Genomic DNA, 19351 nt, shown 5'->3' with positions numbered 1-19351 from the left:
CGTCGGCGCACACGCTCTCGCCCGCACGTGAACGGCGGCTGAACTACCCACCAAGCGCAACCGACCGCTTGCCCCGTCCCGGAATGGCCAACTCCGGCCCCAGGAACGGCGCATTGCCGCCGCCCGCCCCGGATTCCCGGGTTCTGCGGGTCCTCCGGACGAGGGTCTGCGGGTCAGTGCCGTTCGTGGGCCGGCCCCGGCTGGGCCGGGCGGCGGGAGCGGGCCTTGAACGCGGCCTTGCGGGCCTCCTTCGCCGCCTTCCGGTCCGGGTGCAGCCGGCCCATCGCCTCCAGGACGTACGCCGTCGCCGGGTGCTCCACCCGCCACACCTGCTCGAAGAACCCCGCGTGATGGGCGGTCAGGGCCTGCATCAGGAGCGGCAGCTCCTCCGTCTCCCCGTCCGCGGCGAGCTGCGCCGCGATCGTGTCGACGGTCAGCCAGAACACCATCTCCGGGTCCGGCGCCGGTACGTCGCGCACCCCGCGCTCCGCCAGCCAGACCCGGGCCAGCCCGCCCAGCTCCGGGTCGTCCAGCACCGAGCGCACCGCGGGCTCCGCCTCCGGTCCGGCCGGTGCCAGGGCCTGCTGGCACCGGAGCCGGCGCAGCGGGCCGCCCTCGTCGTCCCCGCGGGCGGCGGCCAGCAGTTCGGCGGCCGCGGCGGGCTGTTCCCGGCCCGCCAGCCACTGCTCGATCTCCGCCTGGGCGGCGTTCTCGGAGTAGAGGGAGACGGCGTCGAGCAGTACGTCAGCGCCCTTCTCGGCCAGTTCGCCGACAGCGGGGGCATCCACTCCGGCCTCCAGCATCCGGGCCCTGATCCCGTACAGGCCGAGCGGGGTCAGGCGGACCATCCCGTAGCGGGAGACGTCCTCGTCGTCCCCTTCGCCCGCACCACCCGCAGCGCCCGCGCCGCCGCCGGCCTCCTGGTCGAGGGGGCCGTCGGCCTCCGCCATCAGCTCCTCGTCCACGGGCCGGAACTGCACCAGCCCGATCGGCTCCAGCTGCCGGAACTGGTCGTCGAGGCGCATCATCGCGTCCGAGACCTGCTCCAGCACGGCGTCGGTCGGCTCGCCCATGTCGTCGGGCACGACCATCGAGGCGGCGAGCACCGGCAGCGGAACCGGCCCGTCCGCGGCTCGGCCCTCGGTGACGGTGAGCAGGTAGAGGTTGGCGAGGACCCCGTCGAGGAAGTCCGCCTCGCGCCCAGGGTTCCAGTCCAGCCGGTCGAGGTCGATCTCGCCGCCCGCGTCCAGCGCGTCGACGAGGTCGTCCAGGTCGGGCACGGCCGCGTCGGCGAGCACGGTGTCCAGGGCCGCCAGCCAGAGGTCGAGTACGTCGCCGGGCGCACCGCTCGTCACGAGCGCGAGGTCCTCACCGGGCGCGGCCGTCCCGAACCGCTCCTCACCGCCGTCCGCACCACCGGCATCGCTCTCGGTGCCGTCGTCCTCCGGCTCGGTGACGTCCACCAGTCCGGTGTCCACGGCCACCCGCCAGGCCTGGCTCGCGTACCCGACGGAGTCCGCGTCGGCGGTGTCCAGGCCGAGCACCGCTGCGGCCTCGGGCAGCTGGTCGCCGGCGAGCTCTCCGCCGACACCGACGCGGGTGTCGGGTCCGGCCCAGCGGGCGAGCCGTACGGCGCGCGCGAACAACGGGGCGCCGAGGGCGTCGCGGGCCAGCTCCGCATCGGAGTGCAGCCGAACCGGCGGCAGCGTGGGGTGCGAGTCTGCGGACATGGGGCGGTTTCTCCTCGCGGACACGGTGGGACGGGGTCGATCGGGGGGTGTGGCGTTGGTGACACGGGCCGTACGGCGGCCGGACCGTCAGGTGCGCCCGGATTTCGATGACATGGCCGACATGACGGGCGGTGCGGGCATGGCGGATGTGGCGCAGATGACAGATGTGCCTCCGTACGGCGCTCCAGCGTAGACGCATTTCGGGCGCGTCCGGCGGGTCATCGCCTTTGGTTCATCCCACAGTCAGCTGTCGTATTCCCTGGAGGGCTTGACAACTTTGCTGGCCACACAGGAAATTGACGCGCGTAGATGTATCGGGAGCGGTAAGTCACCCGCAGATCTCACTGCCGCGCCCCCTCCTTCCCCTCTCCCACACCGGAGTTCCTGCCCATGCGCTCCTCGCATCCCCGTTCCGCCGCCGTCGCGGCCCTCGTCGCCACCGCACTGGCCACCGGCCTGCTCGCGGGCTCCGCCGACGCGGCCGAAGGCGCCGTGTCCGCCGATCCGATACGCATCCACGACATTCAGGGCACCACCCGGATATCCCCGCTGAACGGCAAGCAGGTCACCGACGTCGAGGGCATCGTGACGGGCGTCCGTACGTACGGCTCGCGCGGCTTCTGGATCCAGGACCCGGACGCCGACGACAACGACGCCACCAGCGAGGGCGTCTTCGTCTTCACCAACTCGGTCCCGACCGTCGCCGTGGGCGACGCGGTCAAGGTCTCCGGCACCGTCGGTGAGTACATCCCCGGCGGTCTGACCTCCGGCAACCAGTCGGTCACCCAGATCTCCAAGCCGACAGTGACCGTGGTCTCCTCCGGCAACGCGCTGCCCGAGGCCACCGCGGTCAACGAGTACACGGTGCCCGCCGAGTACACCCCGGCCGGTGACCCGGCCGCCGGCGGCAGCATCAACGGCCTGACCCTGGAGCCCTCGCGCTACGCCCTGGACCACTACGAGTCGCTGGAGGGCATGAACGTCAAGATCGGCACCTCCCGCGTGGTCGGCGCCACCGACCCGTACTCGGAGCTGTGGGTCACGGTGAAGGGCTGGGAGAACACCGCCAAGCGCGGCGGCACCATCTACGGCTCCTACGAGTCCCAGAACACCGGCCGCCTCCAGATCCAGCAGCTCGCGCCCGTCGCGCAGCAGCCCTTCCCGGTGGCCAACGTCGGCGACAAGCTGACCGGCACCACCGAAGGCCCGCTGGACTTCAACCAGTTCGGCGGCTACACCCTGGTGGCCCGTACCCTCGGCACCGTCAAGGCGGGCACCCTCGCCCCCGAGAAGACCAAGCCGCAGGTCGAGCAGGAGCTCGCGGTGGCCACGTACAACGTCGAGAACCTGGACCCGACCGACCCGCAGGAGAAGTTCGACGCGCTGGCGAAGGCCGTCGTCGAGAACCTGGCCGCCCCCGACATCCTCGCCCTGGAGGAGATCCAGGACGACAACGGCGCCAAGAACGACGGCACCGTCTCGGCCGAGCAGACCCTCACCAAGTTCACCGCGGCCATCACGGCCGCCGGCGGCCCGGCCTACCAGTGGCGGACCGTGAACCCGGAGGACAAGAAGGACGGCGGAGAGCCCGGCGGCAACATCCGCCAGGTGTTCCTCTTCAACCCGGCCCGGGTCTCCTTCACCGAGCGCGCCCCGGGTGACGCGGCGACCGCGACCGCCGTGACCAAGGTGAACGGCAAGGCCGCCCTGACCCACTCCCCCGGCCGCATCGACCCCGCCAACCCGGCGTGGGCGGACAGCCGCAAGCCCCTCGCCGGTGAGTTCGTCTTCCGCGGCAAGACGGTCTTCGTGATCGCCAACCACTTCGGCTCCAAGGGCGGCGACGAGGGCCTGACCTCGCACCACCAGCCGCCGGTCCGTTCCTCGGAGGCCAAGCGACTGCAGCAGGCGCAGGCCGTGAACGGCTTCGTGAAGCAGCTCCTGGCGGAGGAGAAGAACGCCAACGTCCTGGTCCTCGGTGACATCAACGACTTCGAGTTCTCGGCGACGACGGACGCGCTGGCGGACGGCGGCGCGCTGTACCCGGCGATCAAGTCGCTGCCGAAGGCGGAGCGGTACTCGTACGTCTACCAGGGCAACGCGCAGGTTCTGGACCAGATCCTGACCAGCCCGGCGATCAAGAAGTTCACGTACGACAGCGTGCACATCAACGCGGAGTTCGCGGCGCAGAACAGCGACCACGACCCGCAGGTGATCCGCTTCCGCCCGTAACACCCAGGGGCTCGAAGCTGCAGGGGGTCCGGCCGCCGTCCGGGCCGACCCCCTGCCACAATTTTGGCCATGATCTTCCGTGAGGCCACGCGCCAGGACCTGCCCGCCGTACTCGCCCTGCTCGCGGACGAGGAGTCGGTCGTCGACCCGGCCTCGATCGTGGTCGGCGAGGCGCACGAGCGCGCCTTCGCCGCGATCGGGGCGGACCCGCGCAACGAGATGCTGATCCTCACGGACGGGGCGGACGGGGCGGCCGCCGAAGGCACCGACGGCGTCGGCGGCGGCGTCGTCCTCGGCTGCCTCCAGCTGACGTACATCCCGGGCCTGGGCCGGAACGGGCAGGAGCGGGCGCTGGTGGAAGCCGTACGGATCCGGGCGGACCGGCGGGGCTCGGGGCTCGGCGCCGAGCTGATGCGACTGGCCGCCGAGCGGGCCCGCGAGCGCGGCTGCGGCCTGATCCAGCTGACCAGCAGCAAGCGACGGACGGCGGCGCACCGGTTCTACGAGCGGCTGGGCTTCGCCCGCAGCCACGAGGGCTTCAAGCTGCACCTGGCGCCGTAGTGGGCTCTTCTCGGGCAAGGTGGGGCCTTTCGGCCCTGGCGTGACGCTCGACACATCCCTACCGGAATCGACCGGTTCTGGTGTTGAGTATTTCCACGCCCGATCTTGTGCCGGCTCGTACCGACCGTACTTCGGAGGATGCTCGTGTTCCCCTCCATCTCCCTCGCTCAGGAAATCGGCCTCGCCGTCCTGCTCGTGGCCGCGATCGTCTGGGTCACCGGGCTCGGCCACATGCGGCGGGACGGTCGCTTCCACCGGCCGGAGCCCGCAGCCGCCGAGGGCCTGCCGATGATCCCGGCCCAGCGCGGCTTCGCCGCGCACCCGCTGGAGTCGGTGGAGCTGACGGAGGCGGAGAAGCAGGCCTTCGCGGGCCTGGTCCGCACGATCCCCCTGAACTGACCCCGTCGAGGGGGCCTCGACACCCGGCGAGCCGTCGGCCCGCTGCCCGGAAACCGCCACGAGCGCCCTCCCGGGCTGCGGGAGTGCGCTCGTCGACGTGGTGCGGCGTCAGTTGTGGCTGTGCAGAACCTCGTTCAGGCCGCCCCAGGCCGCCTTGTACGGGCGGGCCTCGACGGCGCCGGTGACCGAGTTGCGGCGGAAGAGGATGTTGTTGGCGCCGGACAGCTCCAGCGCCTTGACGATCTGGCCGTCCGGAAGGGTCACTCGGGTGCCCGCGGTCACGTAGAGGCCGGCCTCGACGACGCACTCGTCGCCCAGTGCGATGCCCACGCCCGCCTCGGCGCCGATCAGGGTGCGCGCGCCGATCGAGATGATCTGCTTGCCGCCGCCCGAGAGGGTGCCCATGGTGGAGGCGCCGCCGCCGATGTCGGAGCCGTCGCCGACCACGACGCCCGCGGAGATGCGGCCCTCGACCATGGAGGTGCCGAGGGTGCCGGCGTTGAAGTTGACGAAGCCCTCGTGCATGACGGTGGTGCCCTCGGCGAGGTGCGCGCCGAGCCGGACGCGGTCCGCGTCTGCGATGCGCACGCCCTTGGGGGCGACGTAGTCCGTCATCCGCGGGAACTTGTCGATCGAGGTGACCTGGAGGTGCAGGCCCTCGGCGCGCGCGTTGAGGCGGACGGTCTCGACCTGGTCGACCGCGACCGGGCCCAGCGAGGTCCAGGCGACGTTGGTGAGCAGGCCGAAGACACCGTCGAGGTTCTGGCCGTGCGGCTTGACCAGGCGGTGGCTCAGCAGGTGCAGGCGCAGGTACGCGTCGTGCGCGTCCAGCGGCTTGTCCTCCAGGGAGGAGATCACCGTGCGGACGGCTACGACCTCGACGCCGCGGACCGCGTCCGTGCGGATCGCCTTGGCCGCGGCGGCGCCGAGCAGCTCCACGGCCTGGTCGGCGGTGAGGCGCTCGGTGCCGGCCGGGCCGGGCTCGGCGACCAGCTCGGGGGCGGGGAACCAGGTGTCGAGGACGGTGCCGTCGGCGGTGATGGTGGCAAGTCCGGCGGCGACGGCGCCGGTGGTACGCGTAGCAGTCATATCCGAAACCTAACCGGCGACGGCCTTCGGTCGCGAACCGGTCTCATGTGCCGGTCGTGCGGGTCGCGCCGCCCGCCGGGCCTGCCGCGCGTGCGCCCCCAGCAGGGCGGCGCCCGCGCCCGCCGCCAGCACCGCGCACAGCGGCCACAGCAAACCGGGCGCGGCGGAGTACACGGCTCCGCCGATCGGCGGCCCGAGGACGACCCCGCTGACCGACACGCCCGCGTACAGGCTCTGGAACCGTCCGATGGCATGCTCGGGTGCCTGGTCGGCCATGTAGGCCGTGGCGGTGGTCTTGTAGAGGATCTCGCCGAGGCTCAGCAGGATCATCATCGCCACGGCGCTCCCGATCCCGGCTCCGAGCAACAGCGCCGCGTACCCGGCCCCGACGAGCACCATCCCGGTGCCGATGACCGGCAGGGCCGGCCGCTCGCGCAGGGCTACGGCGGCGGGCAGTTCCAGCAGCAGGATCACCCCTCCGTTCAGGGCGATGACGAGCCCGAAGACGCGCGCGTCCAGGCCGTGGTCGGCGAGGAAGGCCGGGAAGGTGGAGTACTGCTGGCGGTAGACGACGTCGGTCACCAGGATCGCGCCGAGCAGCACCAGCACGGCGGGGCGGGCCCGCAGTTCGCGCCAAAGGCTCTGTTCGCCGTGGCCCGGACCCCCGTCCCGGGCCACGGCGGGTAGGTGGGAAACGCCGCGGTCCGGAACGACCCGCGCGGTCCAGACGGCGAAGAGGAGCGTGCCGATGCCGTCGCCGACGAAGAGCCAGTCGTAGGAGAGGCCGGTGGCGACCAGGGCGCCCAGCGGCGGCCCTAGGGTGAATCCACCGTTGGAAACGCAGCGTACGAGGGCGAAGGCCTGGCGGCGGGCCCCCTCCGGGACGGCGACCGCGACCAGCGCGGAGTTGGCGGCCCGGATCACGCCGGAGGCGTACTGGGCCACCGGCAGGGCCGCATACAGCAGCGGGGTGGGCAGCAGCGGGAGCGCTACCAGGGCGATGCCGCCGAGGGTGGCGGCGGTGAGCAGCACCCGGCGGTGTCCGAAGCGGTCGCCGTACCAGCCGCCGGTGAAGTTGCCGGCGATCAACCCGACGCCGCCGATGCCGACGACCAGGCCCGCCCGGGCGGCGCCGAGGCCGCGCGGGCCGGTCAGGTAGAGGAAGACGAAGACGAAGGTGAAGCTGACGACGGCGTTGACGAAGACCCCCGCAGCCAGCAGCCACACAACCCTCGGTATGTCCTTGAACCCCTGCAGCACACCCGTGTCCCCCTGCACCATCGAGTAAGTTCCCTTTAGGAACTGACTATGTCAGCATGGCAGCCTTGGGGTCAACGGACAAAGGAGTGCCATGGCCCAGCGCACACACCTCGGCGACGCGGACTGCGCCATCGCCCAGGCCCTCGACGTGGTGGGCGACTGGTGGACGCTGCTGATCGTGCGCGACGCCGCGCGCGGCGTGAGCCGCTTCGACGAGTTCCAGCACGAGCTGGGGATGTCCCGCAAGGTGCTCGCGGAGCGGCTGAAGCTGCTCGTGGAGGCCGGGGTGCTGTCGCGCGAGCCGTACCAGGAGCGCCCGGTGCGGCACGAGTACCGGCTGACCCCGCGCGGACGGGGGCTGCTGCCCGTCCTGGTGGCCCTCCAGGACTGGGGAGACACCTGGGTCCTGGGAGACGGAGAAATGACGGCGACGACCGACGAGGCCTCGCGCGAGGCGGCGCGGGTGCACGCGCTGCGCGGAACAGGGGTGCCCCCGCTGCTGATGCCGGACCGCTTCGGCGAGCTGCGCGACCCGGTGGCGCAGACCCCGTTCACGGTCCTGTACTGCTTCCCGGGCGCGTACGCACGCGCGGAGTCCTACCCGCCCGGCTGGGCCGGGATCCCGGGCGCCAAGGGCTGTACGTTCGAGTCGTGCACGTACCGCGACCAGCTCGCGGAGTTCACCGCGGCCGGCGCGACCGTGCACGGGGTGTCGGCCCAGCGCCCGGACGAGCAGCGGGAGTTCGCGGAGCAGGAGCGGCTGCGGTTCCCGCTGCTGTCCGACGCGGACCTGGCACTGACGACCGCGCTGCGCCTGCCGACCTTCCGCACGGCGGGCACGAGCCGGATCAAGCGGCTGACACTGGTGATCGACCGCGAACGCACGGTACGCGAGGTGATCTACCCGATCCAGGACATCGAGGCGAGCGTGCAGACGGCTCTCGCGGCCGTCCGGACCGCCGCCGCGGGCGCCGGGGACAGCGCGGACGCCGCGGACGCCGCGAACGCCGCCGCCCCAGGGCCCGTTCAGTCCTGACGCAGGATCCGCCGCAGCACCTCGCGGGCGTACCCCTCGTCGTACGCGGTGTCCGTCAGCAGGACCTGCAGGCCGATCCCGTCCATGGCCGCCACCAGCGCCCGCGCCGTCAGCGGGTCGGTCCGCGGGGTCAGCGCCGCCGCGACCGCCTCGCACCAGGCCGCCGCCACCGGCCGCAGCGCCGGGCGGCGCAGAGCCGCCAGATAGAGCTCGTACTCCAGCTCCACCCGGCCCCGGTCCGCCGCCAGGAGCTCTCCGAGCAGGTGGGCCAGGGCCGCCGCGAGGTCCGCGTCCGGGTCGGCCAGCGCGGCCGAGCGGGCCACCGCCTGCGCGAAGCCCTCATTGGCCTGCTGCAGCGCGGCGACCAGCAGGTCGTCCAGCGTCTTGAAGTGGTACGTCGTCGACCCGAGCGGTACGTCGGCCTCCGCGGCCGCGCTGCGGTGGCTCAGCCCTGCGATGCCCCGGTCGCCCACCACCCGGATCGCCGCGTCGATGATCCGCTGGCGCCGGTCCGGGTCGTAGCGCCGCGCGCCGGAGGGCATCAGTGGGCCCCGCCCAGGTTCAGCAGGACCACTCCTGCGATCACCAGGACGATCCCGGCGATCTTGGCGGCGGTGGCCGCCTCCCCCAGGAACACCATGCCTATGGCGGCGATCGCGGCGGTGCCGACGCCCGCCCATATCGCGTACGCCGTGCCGACCGACATCGACTTCAGCGTCTGCGCGAGCAGGGTGAAGGCGATGGCATAGCCGAGCAGGGTGCCCAGCGACGGCCACAGCTTCGTGAAGCCGTCGCTGTACTTCATGGCGGTGGTTCCGGCGACCTCGGCGGCGATGGCCGCGGCAAGCATGACGTAGGGCATGCGTACAACTGTACACATCGATGCGTACGGGCGTACACATCCGGGACAATCCACTGCCATGCTCCTGACATGCTGATATACGGTGTGCCTTCGTCGGGGGAACGAGAACACGGAGCACACGCATGACGCAGAACACAGGGTGGGGATCCACGGGGGCACACGGGCCGGGCGGCCCGGGTGGCGCGGCGCAGTGGGGAGGATGGGCCCCGCCGCCACCACCGCAGCCCGGAGTGGTGCCGCTCAAGCCGCTGGGCCTCGGGGAGGTCGTGAGCGCCTCCTTCGCCACGTTCGGCCGCTACCGGAAGCAGCTCGCCGGTGTGATGCTCGCCGTGCTGGGCCTGTGCCTGCTGGTCATGGCCCTGTTGGCCGGCGTCGCCGTCGCCGCGGTGCACGACCACATCGAGCCGGTCTTCGACCCGCCCTACGGGCAGGACCCGGCGGCCGAGCACCTCACCCCGGTCGTCGTCGCGGGCGTCACGCTGTTCGTGCTGCTGTTCGCCGTGGGGCTGCTGAGCATGGCCATGCTCACCGCCGTGTGCCCGGCGGTCCTCCAGCAGGGGGTCCTCGGCCGGCCCACCACCTTCCGCGCGATGTGGCGCACGACCCTGCGGCGGACTCCCTCCGTCCTGAGCACGCTGCTGCTCACGGGGCTGATCGCGGGCGCTCCCGTGCTCGCCGCCATGGCGGTGTGGATTCCGGTGATGGTCGTCTCCGTCGCCGGCGACGACCCGTCACCTGCGGCCCTGATCCTCCTGCCCGTGCTCCTGCTGCCCGCCATCGGGGTGTCCGTCTGGCTCGGCACCCGGCTCAGCCTGGCCCCCGCCGTGGCGGTCATGGAGAAGGCCGCCCCCGTCACCGCGCTGCGCCGCTCGGCCGCGCTGGTCAAGGGCGACTGGTGGCGGGTCTTCGGCATCACCCTGGTCGGCAGCATGATCGCGATGAGCATCGCCTACATGATCCAGATGCCCTTCCAGCTCGTCGGCACGTTCGGGATGATCCCGCTCATGGCCGAGGCGGGCGAGGGGGCCGAGGGGGCCGGCCCGTCGACGGGCATGATCGTCGCCCTCGTGTTCGGCATCCTGTGCATCATGATCGGCGGCGGCCTGAGCCAGATGTTCCAGATCGGGTACACCCAGCTGTTCAGCAATCTGCTGTACGTGGACCAGCGGATCCGGCGCGAGAACCTCGCCCAGGCCCTCCTCGCCGAACTCGCCGCGCAGGCCCCCGGCACCGGCCCCGGCCCCGCGCCCACGCCCGCGGAACCGCCCGCGGACACGTTCTCGGACGCCGACGCACCCGCCCCCGCGCACCCGGACCGGCCGCAGCCGCGACCCGAACCGGAGCCGGACACGCCGCCCGACAGGCCGACGGACGACTGAGCGGCCCGACGGGCCGCCCTGCGGACACGAGGAAGGGCCCCCGGCGCGATGCCGGGGGCCCTTCCTCGTTCGGAACCGCTCAGACGTTGAAGCCGAGTGCGCGGAGCTGCTCGCGGCCGTCGTCCGTGATCTTGTCCGGGCCCCACGGCGGCATCCAGACCCAGTTGATCCGGAGCTCGCTCACGATGCCGTCCGTCGCCGACTTCGCCTGGTCCTCGATGACGTCCGTCAGCGGGCACGCCGCAGACGTCAGCGTCATGTCGAGGGTGGCGATGTTCGCGTCGTCGATGTGGATGCCGTAGATCAGGCCCAGGTTGACAACGTCGATGCCCAGCTCGGGGTCGACCACGTCGTAGAGGGCCTCGCGGACCTCTTCCTCGGTGGCCGGCTTGATCGACGCCTCGGGCGTCGCGTTCTCGGTCATGCCGTCTTCCTCTCCGCGCCGCCCAGAGCCTGGGCCGTCGCGTCCTTCCACGCCATCCAGCTCAGCAGAGCACACTTCACGCGAGCCGGGTACTTGGAGACGCCGACGAACGCGACCGCGTCCTCCAGCACCTCCTCCATGGCCTCGTCGGGCTCGATCTTGCCCTTGGACTGCATCATCTCCAGGAAGACTGCCTGGATCTTCTGCGCCTCGGCCAGTTCCTTGCCCACGAGCAGCTCGTTCAGTACGGACGCGCTGGCCTGGCTGATCGAGCAGCCCTGGCCCTCGTAGGAGACGTCGGTCAGCGTCTCGCCGTCGTACTTCACGCGCAGCGTGATCTCGTCACCGCACGTCGGATTGACGTGGTGCACCTCGGCGTCGCCGTCGCGCAGGCCACGCCCGTGCGGGTGCTTGTAGTGGTCCAGGATCAGTTCCTGGTACATCGAATCCAGCTTCACTGCGTCCTCGTCGCCTCGTCCGTCAGCCGAAGAAGTTCCGTACGTGCTCCAGCCCGTCGATCAGCGCGTCGACCTCGGCCGGAGAGGAGTACAGGTAGAAAGACGCTCGCGTCGTCGCAGGAATTCCGTAGCGCAGGCAGACGGGGCGCGCGCAGTGGTGTCCCACGCGGACCGCGATGCCCTGCTCGTCCAGCACCTGGCCGACGTCGTGCGGGTGGATGTCGCCCAGGACGAAGGAGATCGCGGCGCCGCGGTCCTCGGCCGTGGTGGGGCCGATGATCCGCAGGTCGGGCACCTCTGCGAGGCGCTTGATCGCGTACTCCGTGATCGCGTGCTCGTGCGCGGCGATCTTGTCCATGCCGATCGCGGACAGGTAGTCCACGGCCGCGCCGAGGCCGACGGCCTGGGCGATCGGGGGCGTACCCGCCTCGAACTTGTGGGGCGCCGGGGCGTAGGTCGAGGCGTGCATCGACACGGTCTCGATCATCTCGCCGCCGCCGAGGAACGGGGGCAGGTCCTCCAGGAGCTCCTGGCGGCCCCAGAGGACACCGATGCCGGTCGGACCGCACATCTTGTGGCCGGTGAAGGCCACGAAGTCGGCGCCGAGCGCCTGCACGTCCAGCGGCATGTGCGGGGCGGCCTGGGAGGCGTCGATCAGCACGAGGGCGCCGACGTCCTGGGCGCGCCGGACGATCGCCTCGACCGGGTTGACGGTGCCCATGATGTTGGAGACCAGCGTGAAGGAGACGATCTTCGTCTTCTCCGTGATGACCTCTTCGATGTTGGACAGGTCGAGCCGGCCGTCGTCGGTGAGGCCGAACCACTTCAGCTTGGCGCCGGTGCGCTGCGAGAGCAGCTGCCACGGCACGATGTTGGAGTGGTGCTCCATCTCCGTGATGGCGATCTCGGTCTCGCGGTCGACCCGGTAGGGCTCGTCCGCCCAGCCGAGCATGTTCGCGACCAGGTTGAGCGACTCCGAGGCGTTCTTGGTGAAGATCACCTCGTCGCGGCTCGGCGCGTTGATGAAGGCGGCGACCTTGTCGCGGGCGCCCTCGTACAGCGCCGTGGCCTCCTCGGCGAGCACGTGCACGCCACGGTGGACGTTGGCGTTGTGCTGCTCGTAGTACTCGTTCAGCGCGTCGAGCACCTGGCGCGGCTTCTGGGAGGTCGCCGCGTTGTCCAGGTAAACGATCTTCTTCCCGTCGTGGACCACACGATCCAGCAGGGGGAAGTCCTTGCGGATCGCCTCGATGTCGAGGAGGCCAGGCAGCTGTGTCACGCGGTCGCGCCACCCTTCACGTACTTGTCGTAGCCCTCGGCCTCCAGCTGGTCGGCGAGCTCGGCGCCACCGGACTCGGCGATACGGCCGTTCGCGAACACGTGCACGAAGTCGGGCTTGATGTAGCGCAGGATGCGCGTGTAGTGCGTGATCAGCAGCGTGCCGACCTCGCCGGTCTCGCGGACGCGGTTGACGCCCTCGGAGACGATGCGCAGCGCGTCGACGTCCAGGCCGGAGTCGGTCTCGTCGAGGATCGCGATCTTCGGCTTCAGGAGCTCCAGCTGCAGGATCTCGTGGCGCTTCTTCTCACCGCCGGAGAAGCCCTCGTTGACGTTGCGCTCGGCGAAGGCCGGGTCCATCTGGAGCTGCTCCATCGCGGACTTGACCTCCTTCACCCAGGTACGCAGCTTCGGCGCCTCGCCGCGGATGGCGGTGGCCGACGTACGCAGGAAGTTGGAGACCGAGACACCGGGGACCTCGACCGGGTACTGCATCGCGAGGAAGACGCCGGCGCGGGCGCGCTCGTCGACGGACATCTCCAGGACGTCCTCGCCGTCGAGGGCCACGGTGCCACCGGTGATGGTGTACTTCGGGTGACCGGCGAGCGAGTACGCCAGGGTGGACTTGCCGGAGCCGTTCGGACCCATGATGGCGTGCGTCTCACCCTGCTTGACGGTGAGGTCGACGCCCTTGAGGATCTCGCGGGCGCCGTTCTCGGCCTCGACGGAGACGTGCAGGTCGTGGATTTCAAGCGTTGCCATGGATACCTCAGGACTCCTGGGTGAGGGAGACGAGCACGTCGTCCCCTTCGATCTTTACGGGGTATACGGGTACGGGGCGCGTCGCGGGCAGACCCGAGGGCTTGCCGGTGCGCAGGTCGAAGGCCGACCCGTGCAGCCAGCACTCGATCATGCAGTCTTCGACCTCGCCCTCCGAGAGCGAGACGTTCGCGTGCGAGCAGATGTCGTTGATCGCGAACACCTCCCCCTCGGTGGAGACGATGGACACCGGCGTGCCGTCGAGTTCCACCCGCTTGGGGGTGTTCTCCTCGAGCTCGCTGAGCGCACAGGCCTTGACGTAATTCATCAGACGGAACCCTGGAGCTCGGTCTCGATCTTGGCGAGCAGGCGCTCCTCGATGTCGTCGACACCGATCTGCTGCACGAGCTCCGCGAAGAAGCCGCGGACGACCAGGCGGCGGGCCTCATCGGCCGGGATGCCACGGGCCTGCAGGTAGAAGAGCTGCTCGTCGTCGAAGCGGCCGGTCGCGGAGGCGTGCCCGGCGCCGACGATCTCGCCGGTCTCGATCTCCAGGTTCGGCACCGAGTCGACCCGCGCGCCGTCCGTGAGGACGAGGTTGCGGTTCATCTCGTAGGTGTCGGTGCCCTCGGCGGTCTTCTGGATGAGCACGTCACCGATCCAGACGGCGTGGGCGTCCTGGCCCTGGAGCGCACCCTTGTAGACCACGTGCGACTTGCAGTGCGGGGCGGCGTGGTCGACCAGGAGGCGGTGCTCCTGGTGCTGGCCGGCGTCGGTGAAGTACAGGCCGAAGAGCTCGGCCTCGCCGCCGGGGCCCGCGTAGCTCACGCGCGGGTGGAGGCGGACGAGGTCGCCGCCGAAGGTGATCACGATCGACTTGAAGGTCGCGTCGCGGCCGACGAGCGTGTTGTGCTGCGAGCAGTGGACGGCGGTGTCGTCCCAGTCCTGCACGGACACGACGGTGAGCTTGGCACCGTCGCCGACCAGGAAGTCGACGTTGGCGGCGCGCACGCCGTCACCGGTGTGGTCGATGACGATGACGGCCTCGGCGAAGGCCTGTACGTCGAAGACGGTGTGACCGAAGGTGGTACCGCCCTCGCCGTGCAGCGCCACGCGCACCGGCTCGGTGAGGACCGTCTCCTTGGGCACGGTGACGACCGTGGCCTTGGCGAAGGAGGAGTACGCCTGGGCGGCGATCCGGTCCACCGGGGTGCCGGCCTTGCCGATGCGCGCGTCACCGCGGTCCACCGACTCGACCGTGACGCCCTCGGGCGCGTCGATCTGGGCCTTCATGCTGCCGTTGGCGACCGCGGTGCCGTCGTGCAGGCCCTTGAGGCGGGCGAGCGGGGTGAACCGCCACTCCTCCTCGCGGCCGTTCGGAACCGGGAAGTCCGCCACGTCGAAGGACGGGGGCGCACTCATCCGGGTGGCAACGGTGGACTCGGCGGCCACCGCGATCGCACCGGCGGTGGTCGAACCCGCCGGAATGTTCTGAGCCTCAGCCATGGCTGTCTTCGTGCTCTCTTCCTACGTCAAAGAATGTCTGCGGGGACTCGGGCGGCCGGAACTAGCCGACCGAACCCTCCATCTGCAGCTCGATCAGCCGGTTCAGCTCGAGGGCGTACTCCATGGGCAGCTCGCGCGCGATGGGCTCGACGAAGCCGCGCACGATCATGGCCATCGCCTCGAACTCCGTCAGGCCGCGGCTCATCAGGTAGAAGAGCTGGTCGTCGGAGACCTTGGAGACCGTGGCCTCGTGGCCCATGGAGACGTCGTCCTCGCGCACGTCCACGTAGGGGTACGTGTCCGAGCGGGAGATGGTGTCGACCAGGAGCGCATCGCACAGCACGTTGGACTTCGAGCCGTGGGCGCCCTCGCCGATCTCGACCAGGCCTCGGTAGGAGGTCCGGCCGCCGCCTCGGGCCACCGACTTGGAGACGATGTTCGAGGAGGTGTGCGGCGCCATGTGCACCATCTTGGAACCGGCGTCCTGGTGCTGGCCCTCGCCCGCGAAGGCGATCGACAGGGTCTCGCCCTTGGCGTGCTCGCCCATCAGGTAGACGGCCGGGTACTTCATGGTGACCTTGGAACCGATGTTGCCGTCGATCCACTCCATGGTCGCGCCCTCGTACGCCACGGCGCGCTTGGTGACCAGGTTGTAGACGTTGTTCGACCAGTTCTGGATCGTCGTGTAGCGGCAGCGGCCGCCCTTCTTGACGATGATCTCGACCACGGCGCTGTGCAGCGAGTCCGAGGAGTAGATGGGGGCGGTGCAGCCCTCGACGTAGTGGACGTAGGCGTCCTCGTCGACGATGATCAGCGTCCGCTCGAACTGGCCCATGTTCTCCGTGTTGATACGGAAGTAGGCCTGGAGCGGGATGTCGACCTTCACGCCCTTGGGGACGTAGATGAAGGAGCCGCCGGACCACACCGCGGTGTTCAGCGACGCGAACTTGTTGTCGCCGACCGGGATGACCGTGCCGAAGTACTCCTGGAAGAGCTCCGGGTGCTCCTTGAGCGCGGTGTCCGTGTCGAGGAAGATGACGCCCTGCTCCTCCAGGTCTTCGCGGATCTGGTGGTAGACGACCTCGGACTCGTACTGGGCCGCGACACCGGCGACGAGGCGCTGCTTCTCCGCCTCGGGGATGCCGAGCTTGTCGTACGTGTTCTTGATGTCCTCGGGCAGGTCCTCCCACGAAGCGGCCTGCTTCTCGGTGGAACGCACGAAGTACTTGATGTTGTTGAAGTCGATGCCCGAGAGGTCGGAACCCCAGTTCGGCATGGGCTTCTTGTCGAACAGCTTCAGGCCCTTGAGGCGGAGCTTGAGCATCCACTCCGGCTCGGACTTCTTCGCCGAGATGTCGCGGACGACATCTTCGGACAGACCCCGCTTGGCAGCGGCACCGGCCGCGTCGGAGTCGGCCCAGCCGTATTCGTAAGTGCCCAGGCCATCGAGCTCAGGGTGAGCGATCTCCGTGGTCATGCGGGGTTCCTCCCGGCCGTACTTGCAGATACTGATGTGTCGGTCTGTGTGGTGCTCGCGCTACGCGGAATGAACGTCGTGCACACCCCGTCGCCGTGGGCGATCGTGGCGAGGCGCTGCACATGGGTCCCGAGCAGGCGGGAGAAGACCTCGGTCTCCGCCTCGCAGAGCTGCGGGAACTGCTCGGCGACGTGCGCGACCGGGCAGTGGTGCTGGCAGAGCTGTTCACCGCTGTGCGGACCGGGAGCGCTCTTCGCCGTAGCAGCGTACCCGTCCGCGGTCAACGCCTTGGCAAGGGCCTCCGCGCGCTCCCGCGTGGGGGCTGCTTCGACGGCCTCCCGGTAGGTCTGCGCCTGCGCTTCCATCCGCGCCCTGGCGAAGGCGGCGACGGCCGCCTCGCCCTGCTCGCCGCCGCCGACGGACTGCGCGATCCACCGCAGGGCGTCCGCGGCGAGCGTGTCGTAGGACTGGTCGAAGGAGTCGCGGCCGCAGTCGGTGAGCGCGAAGACCTTGGCGGGCCGACCCCGGGTCCGCGCGCCGTACACACGCTGCTCACGGGGTTCGACCACGTCGTCGGTGACGAGCGTGTCGAGGTGGCGGCGGACGGCGGCCTGGGTGAGGCCGAGGCGCTGGGCGAGGTCGGCGACGGTGGACGGACCGTGGTCCAGGATCGAGCGCGCCACCCGGTTGCGGGTTGACCGCTCCCCGGTGCCGAGCTCCCCCTGAGGGGTGTCGATCTGCCGTTCGCCGTATTTCACAACGCCATTGTTGCGTAATTAACCGAGCAGGGACAAGCCGTGACGGACGCCACCCCTGGTGGCCTCCATCACTAAGGGTTACCTAATTTATCGACGGAGAGTTATTCGGAGGCCAGCATTCCGCATCCTCCCGAACAGTCCCGAGAGCCCCGCACACGCCTCCCACCAGCACTCCTGCACCCTCGACGCACACCGGCACGAGGCACTTCGGGATTCGGAGGAGATCACCGAAAGATGCCGGTGCACCCAGGGCCGGAAGACTGAAAAAGACGCGCATTCGCGAGGCCGTGTTCGAAGCCCGCGGAGAGGAAGGGGAGTGGAAGAGGAGGAGAAGGGGCCCCGACCCCGGGACCCACGACCCCTCCCGCGGCTCCGTAGACTCACCCCTCATGAGCAACGACCCCGCCGTGGAGATCCGCGGACTGGTGAAGCGGTACGGCACCAAGACCGCGGTGGACGGCCTGGACCTCACCGTCCGGAGCGGCTCCGTCACCGCGGTCCTCGGTCCCAACGGCGCGGGCAAGACGACCACGGTGGAGACCTGCGAGGGCTACCACCGCCCCGACGCCGGCACCGTCCGCGTCCTCGGCCTCGACCCGGTCGCCCGGGCCGAGGCCCTGCGCCCGCGGATCGGCGTGATGCTGCAGTCCGGAGGCGTCTACTCCGGAGCCCGCGCCGTCGAGATGCTGCGCCACATGGCCAAGCTGTACGCCGCCCCCCTCGACGTCGACACCCTGGTGGAGCGCCTCGGACTCGGCGGCTGCGGTCGCACCCCCTACCGCCGGCTCTCCGGCGGGCAGCAGCAGCGCCTCGCCCTGGCCATGGCCGTCGTGGGCCGCCCCGAGCTGGTCTTCCTGGACGAGCCCACCGCCGGCCTGGACCCGCAGGCCCGCCGCGCGACCTGGGACCTCGTACGGGAGCTGCGCACCGACGGGGTCACCGTCGTCCTCACCACCCACCACATGGACGAGGCCGAGCAGCTCGCGGACGAGGTCGCCATCGTGGACGCGGGCCGGGTCGTCGTCCACGGCAGTCCCGAGCAGCTGTGCCGGGGCGGCGCCGAGAACACCCTGCGCTTCACCGGCCGCCCCTCCCTCGACCTCGCCTCGCTGCTGAAGGCGCTGCCCGACGGCACCGAGGCCGCCGAGCTCACCCCCGGCGTCTACCGGGTCACCGGCGACGTCCACCCCCAGCTGCTGGCCACCGTCGCCTCCTGGTGCGCGCAGCACGGCGTGATGCCGAGCAGCCTCACGGTCGAGCGGCACACCCTCGAGGACGTCTTCCTCGAACTGACAGGCAAGGAGCTGCGCGCATGAGCGCCGGTACGTTCGCCCCCCGGCCGGGGGCCGCGCCCGTGTCCCGCATGATCCTCGCGCAGACGGCCCTGGAGACCCGGATGCTGCTGCGCAACGGGGAGCAGCTGCTGCTGACCGTGATCATCCCGGCGCTGCTGCTGACCCTCTTCTCCACCGTGGACATCGTCACCGTGCCCCTTCAGGAAGGGGGCAGCGGGAAGTCCGTGGACTTCCTCGCGCCCGGGATCCTGGCGCTCGCCGTAATGTCCACCGCCTTCACCGGCCAGGCCATCGCCACCGGCTTCGACCGCCGCTACGGGGTCCTGAAGCGGCTCGGGGCCTCCCCCCTGCCGCGCTGGGCCCTGATGGCTGCCAAGACCCTCTCGGTGCTGGTCACCGAGGTGCTGCAGATCGCCCTGCTGACGGTGATCGCCCTCGCGCTGGGCTGGTCCCCGCAGGGCGACCCGCTGTCGGTCGCCGCGCTGATCCTGCTGGGCACCGCCGCCTTCTCCGGGCTCGGGCTGCTGATGGCGGGCACCCTCAAGGCCGAGGCGACCCTGGCCGCCGCCAACCTGGTCTTCCTGCTGCTGCTGGTCGGCGGCGGGGTGATCGTGCCGCTGGACAAGTTCCCGGACGCCGTGCGGTCCGTCCTGGGGCTGCTGCCCATTTCGGCCCTGTCCGACGGGCTGCGCGAGGTCCTCCAGCACGGCGGCGCCCTCCCGTGGGGCGACGCGGCCGTACTGGCGGGCTGGGCCGTACTCGGTCTGGGCGCCGCAGCGCGGCTCTTCCGCTGGGAATGAAATCCCTCCCCCCGCGGGGGCGATCCCGCGAGGATGGGCCCCTCACAC

General features: G+C 70.6%; 20 protein-coding genes. 7 read left to right on the top strand and 13 right to left on the bottom strand.

Annotation, left to right across the window (positions count from 1 at the left end; all coding sequences use genetic code 11):
• Positions 1–173 precede the first annotated feature (173 nt).
• The gene (locus IE257_RS34650; protein ID WP_189973814.1) at positions 174–1730 is read right to left on the bottom strand and encodes a hypothetical protein; all 1557 of its coding nucleotides are present in this window, start codon (positions 1728–1730) and stop codon (positions 174–176) included.
• A 390-nt stretch (positions 1731–2120) separates the two neighbouring features.
• Between IE257_RS34650 and IE257_RS34645 the strand changes: the two genes are divergently transcribed.
• From IE257_RS34645 to IE257_RS34635, 3 genes are all read left to right on the top strand, one after another.
• Positions 2121–3962, top strand: a complete 1842-nt coding sequence (locus tag IE257_RS34645) for a DUF8508 domain-containing protein (protein ID WP_189973813.1) — start codon at positions 2121–2123, stop codon at positions 3960–3962.
• Between the two features lie 69 nt (positions 3963–4031).
• Complete coding sequence (locus IE257_RS34640) at positions 4032–4523, top strand: GNAT family N-acetyltransferase (RefSeq protein WP_189973812.1); 492 nt, start codon at positions 4032–4034, stop codon at positions 4521–4523.
• A 144-nt stretch (positions 4524–4667) separates the two neighbouring features.
• Positions 4668–4922: a hypothetical protein gene (locus IE257_RS34635; RefSeq protein WP_189973811.1), complete on the top strand. Its 255-nt coding sequence runs from the start codon at positions 4668–4670 to the stop codon at positions 4920–4922.
• A gap of 108 nt (positions 4923–5030) precedes the next feature.
• On the opposite strand, the gene dapD is transcribed toward IE257_RS34635, so the two are convergent.
• Both dapD and IE257_RS34625 read right to left on the bottom strand, forming a co-directional pair.
• Positions 5031–6011 (bottom strand): 2,3,4,5-tetrahydropyridine-2,6-dicarboxylate N-succinyltransferase, encoded by a 981-nt coding sequence (gene dapD / locus IE257_RS34630; RefSeq protein WP_189973810.1) that lies wholly within the window; start codon positions 6009–6011, stop codon positions 5031–5033.
• A gap of 9 nt (positions 6012–6020) precedes the next feature.
• The gene (locus IE257_RS34625) at positions 6021–7292 is read right to left on the bottom strand and encodes an MFS transporter (protein WP_189973809.1); all 1272 of its coding nucleotides are present in this window, start codon (positions 7290–7292) and stop codon (positions 6021–6023) included.
• A gap of 70 nt (positions 7293–7362) precedes the next feature.
• Between IE257_RS34625 and IE257_RS34620 the strand changes: the two genes are divergently transcribed.
• The gene (locus tag IE257_RS34620) at positions 7363–8307 is read left to right on the top strand and encodes a winged helix-turn-helix transcriptional regulator (RefSeq protein ID WP_189973808.1); all 945 of its coding nucleotides are present in this window, start codon (positions 7363–7365) and stop codon (positions 8305–8307) included.
• On the opposite strand, the gene IE257_RS34615 is transcribed toward IE257_RS34620, so the two are convergent.
• Positions 8298–8849, bottom strand: a complete 552-nt coding sequence (locus IE257_RS34615) for a TetR/AcrR family transcriptional regulator (protein ID WP_189973807.1) — start codon at positions 8847–8849, stop codon at positions 8298–8300. The genes IE257_RS34620 and IE257_RS34615 overlap by 10 nt on opposite strands.
• Positions 8849–9169: a DMT family transporter gene (locus tag IE257_RS34610; RefSeq protein ID WP_189973806.1), complete on the bottom strand. Its 321-nt coding sequence runs from the start codon at positions 9167–9169 to the stop codon at positions 8849–8851. Before IE257_RS34610 ends, IE257_RS34615 begins: the two co-directional genes overlap by 1 nt.
• Positions 9170–9291: 122 nt before the next feature.
• Between IE257_RS34610 and IE257_RS34605 the strand changes: the two genes are divergently transcribed.
• The gene (locus IE257_RS34605; RefSeq protein ID WP_189973805.1) at positions 9292–10548 is read left to right on the top strand and encodes a DUF8558 domain-containing protein; all 1257 of its coding nucleotides are present in this window, start codon (positions 9292–9294) and stop codon (positions 10546–10548) included.
• Positions 10549–10627: 79 nt separating this feature from the next.
• Here the strand turns inward: IE257_RS34605 and IE257_RS34600 are convergent, their stop codons facing one another.
• The 8 genes from IE257_RS34600 to IE257_RS34565 all read right to left on the bottom strand — a co-directional run bounded on the left by IE257_RS34600 (position 10628) and on the right by IE257_RS34565 (position 17208).
• Positions 10628–10972 (bottom strand): metal-sulfur cluster assembly factor, encoded by a 345-nt coding sequence (locus IE257_RS34600; RefSeq protein ID WP_030009139.1) that lies wholly within the window; start codon positions 10970–10972, stop codon positions 10628–10630.
• The gene (gene sufU / locus IE257_RS34595) at positions 10969–11430 is read right to left on the bottom strand and encodes a Fe-S cluster assembly sulfur transfer protein SufU (protein ID WP_030009138.1); all 462 of its coding nucleotides are present in this window, start codon (positions 11428–11430) and stop codon (positions 10969–10971) included. Before sufU ends, IE257_RS34600 begins: the two co-directional genes overlap by 4 nt.
• Before the next feature lie 22 nt (positions 11431–11452).
• The gene (locus IE257_RS34590; protein WP_189973804.1) at positions 11453–12709 is read right to left on the bottom strand and encodes a cysteine desulfurase; all 1257 of its coding nucleotides are present in this window, start codon (positions 12707–12709) and stop codon (positions 11453–11455) included.
• Positions 12706–13470 carry a Fe-S cluster assembly ATPase SufC gene (gene sufC / locus IE257_RS34585; protein ID WP_189973803.1) on the bottom strand — a complete coding sequence of 255 codons (765 nt, stop codon included), beginning with the start codon at positions 13468–13470 and terminating at the stop codon, positions 12706–12708. Before sufC ends, IE257_RS34590 begins: the two co-directional genes overlap by 4 nt.
• A gap of 7 nt (positions 13471–13477) precedes the next feature.
• Complete coding sequence (locus tag IE257_RS34580) at positions 13478–13795, bottom strand: bifunctional 3-phenylpropionate/cinnamic acid dioxygenase ferredoxin subunit (RefSeq protein WP_030009135.1); 318 nt, start codon at positions 13793–13795, stop codon at positions 13478–13480.
• Positions 13795–14973: a Fe-S cluster assembly protein SufD gene (gene sufD / locus IE257_RS34575; protein ID WP_189973802.1), complete on the bottom strand. Its 1179-nt coding sequence runs from the start codon at positions 14971–14973 to the stop codon at positions 13795–13797. The genes IE257_RS34580 and sufD overlap by 1 nt, the downstream gene beginning before the upstream one ends.
• 61 nt (positions 14974–15034) lie before the next feature.
• Positions 15035–16450 carry a Fe-S cluster assembly protein SufB gene (gene sufB, locus IE257_RS34570; protein WP_189973801.1) on the bottom strand — a complete coding sequence of 472 codons (1416 nt, stop codon included), beginning with the start codon at positions 16448–16450 and terminating at the stop codon, positions 15035–15037.
• Positions 16447–17208 carry a helix-turn-helix transcriptional regulator gene (locus IE257_RS34565; protein ID WP_189973800.1) on the bottom strand — a complete coding sequence of 254 codons (762 nt, stop codon included), beginning with the start codon at positions 17206–17208 and terminating at the stop codon, positions 16447–16449. The genes sufB and IE257_RS34565 overlap by 4 nt, the downstream gene beginning before the upstream one ends.
• 389 nt (positions 17209–17597) lie before the next feature.
• On the opposite strand from IE257_RS34565, the gene IE257_RS34560 reads away from it, so the two are divergent.
• Together IE257_RS34560 and IE257_RS34555 are read left to right on the top strand one after the other, a co-directional pair.
• On the top strand, positions 17598–18524 hold the full coding sequence (locus IE257_RS34560) for an ABC transporter ATP-binding protein (protein WP_189973799.1): 927 nt from the start codon (positions 17598–17600) through the stop codon (positions 18522–18524).
• Positions 18521–19303: an ABC transporter permease gene (locus IE257_RS34555; RefSeq protein WP_189973798.1), complete on the top strand. Its 783-nt coding sequence runs from the start codon at positions 18521–18523 to the stop codon at positions 19301–19303. The genes IE257_RS34560 and IE257_RS34555 overlap by 4 nt, the downstream gene beginning before the upstream one ends.
• Positions 19304–19351: the final 48 nt, after the last annotated feature.

Source organism: Streptomyces avidinii (assembly GCF_014650695.1).
GTDB classification, from domain to species: Bacteria; Actinomycetota; Actinomycetes; order Streptomycetales; family Streptomycetaceae; genus Streptomyces; species Streptomyces avidinii.
This window is presented reverse-complemented; position numbering and strand designations above follow the sequence as displayed.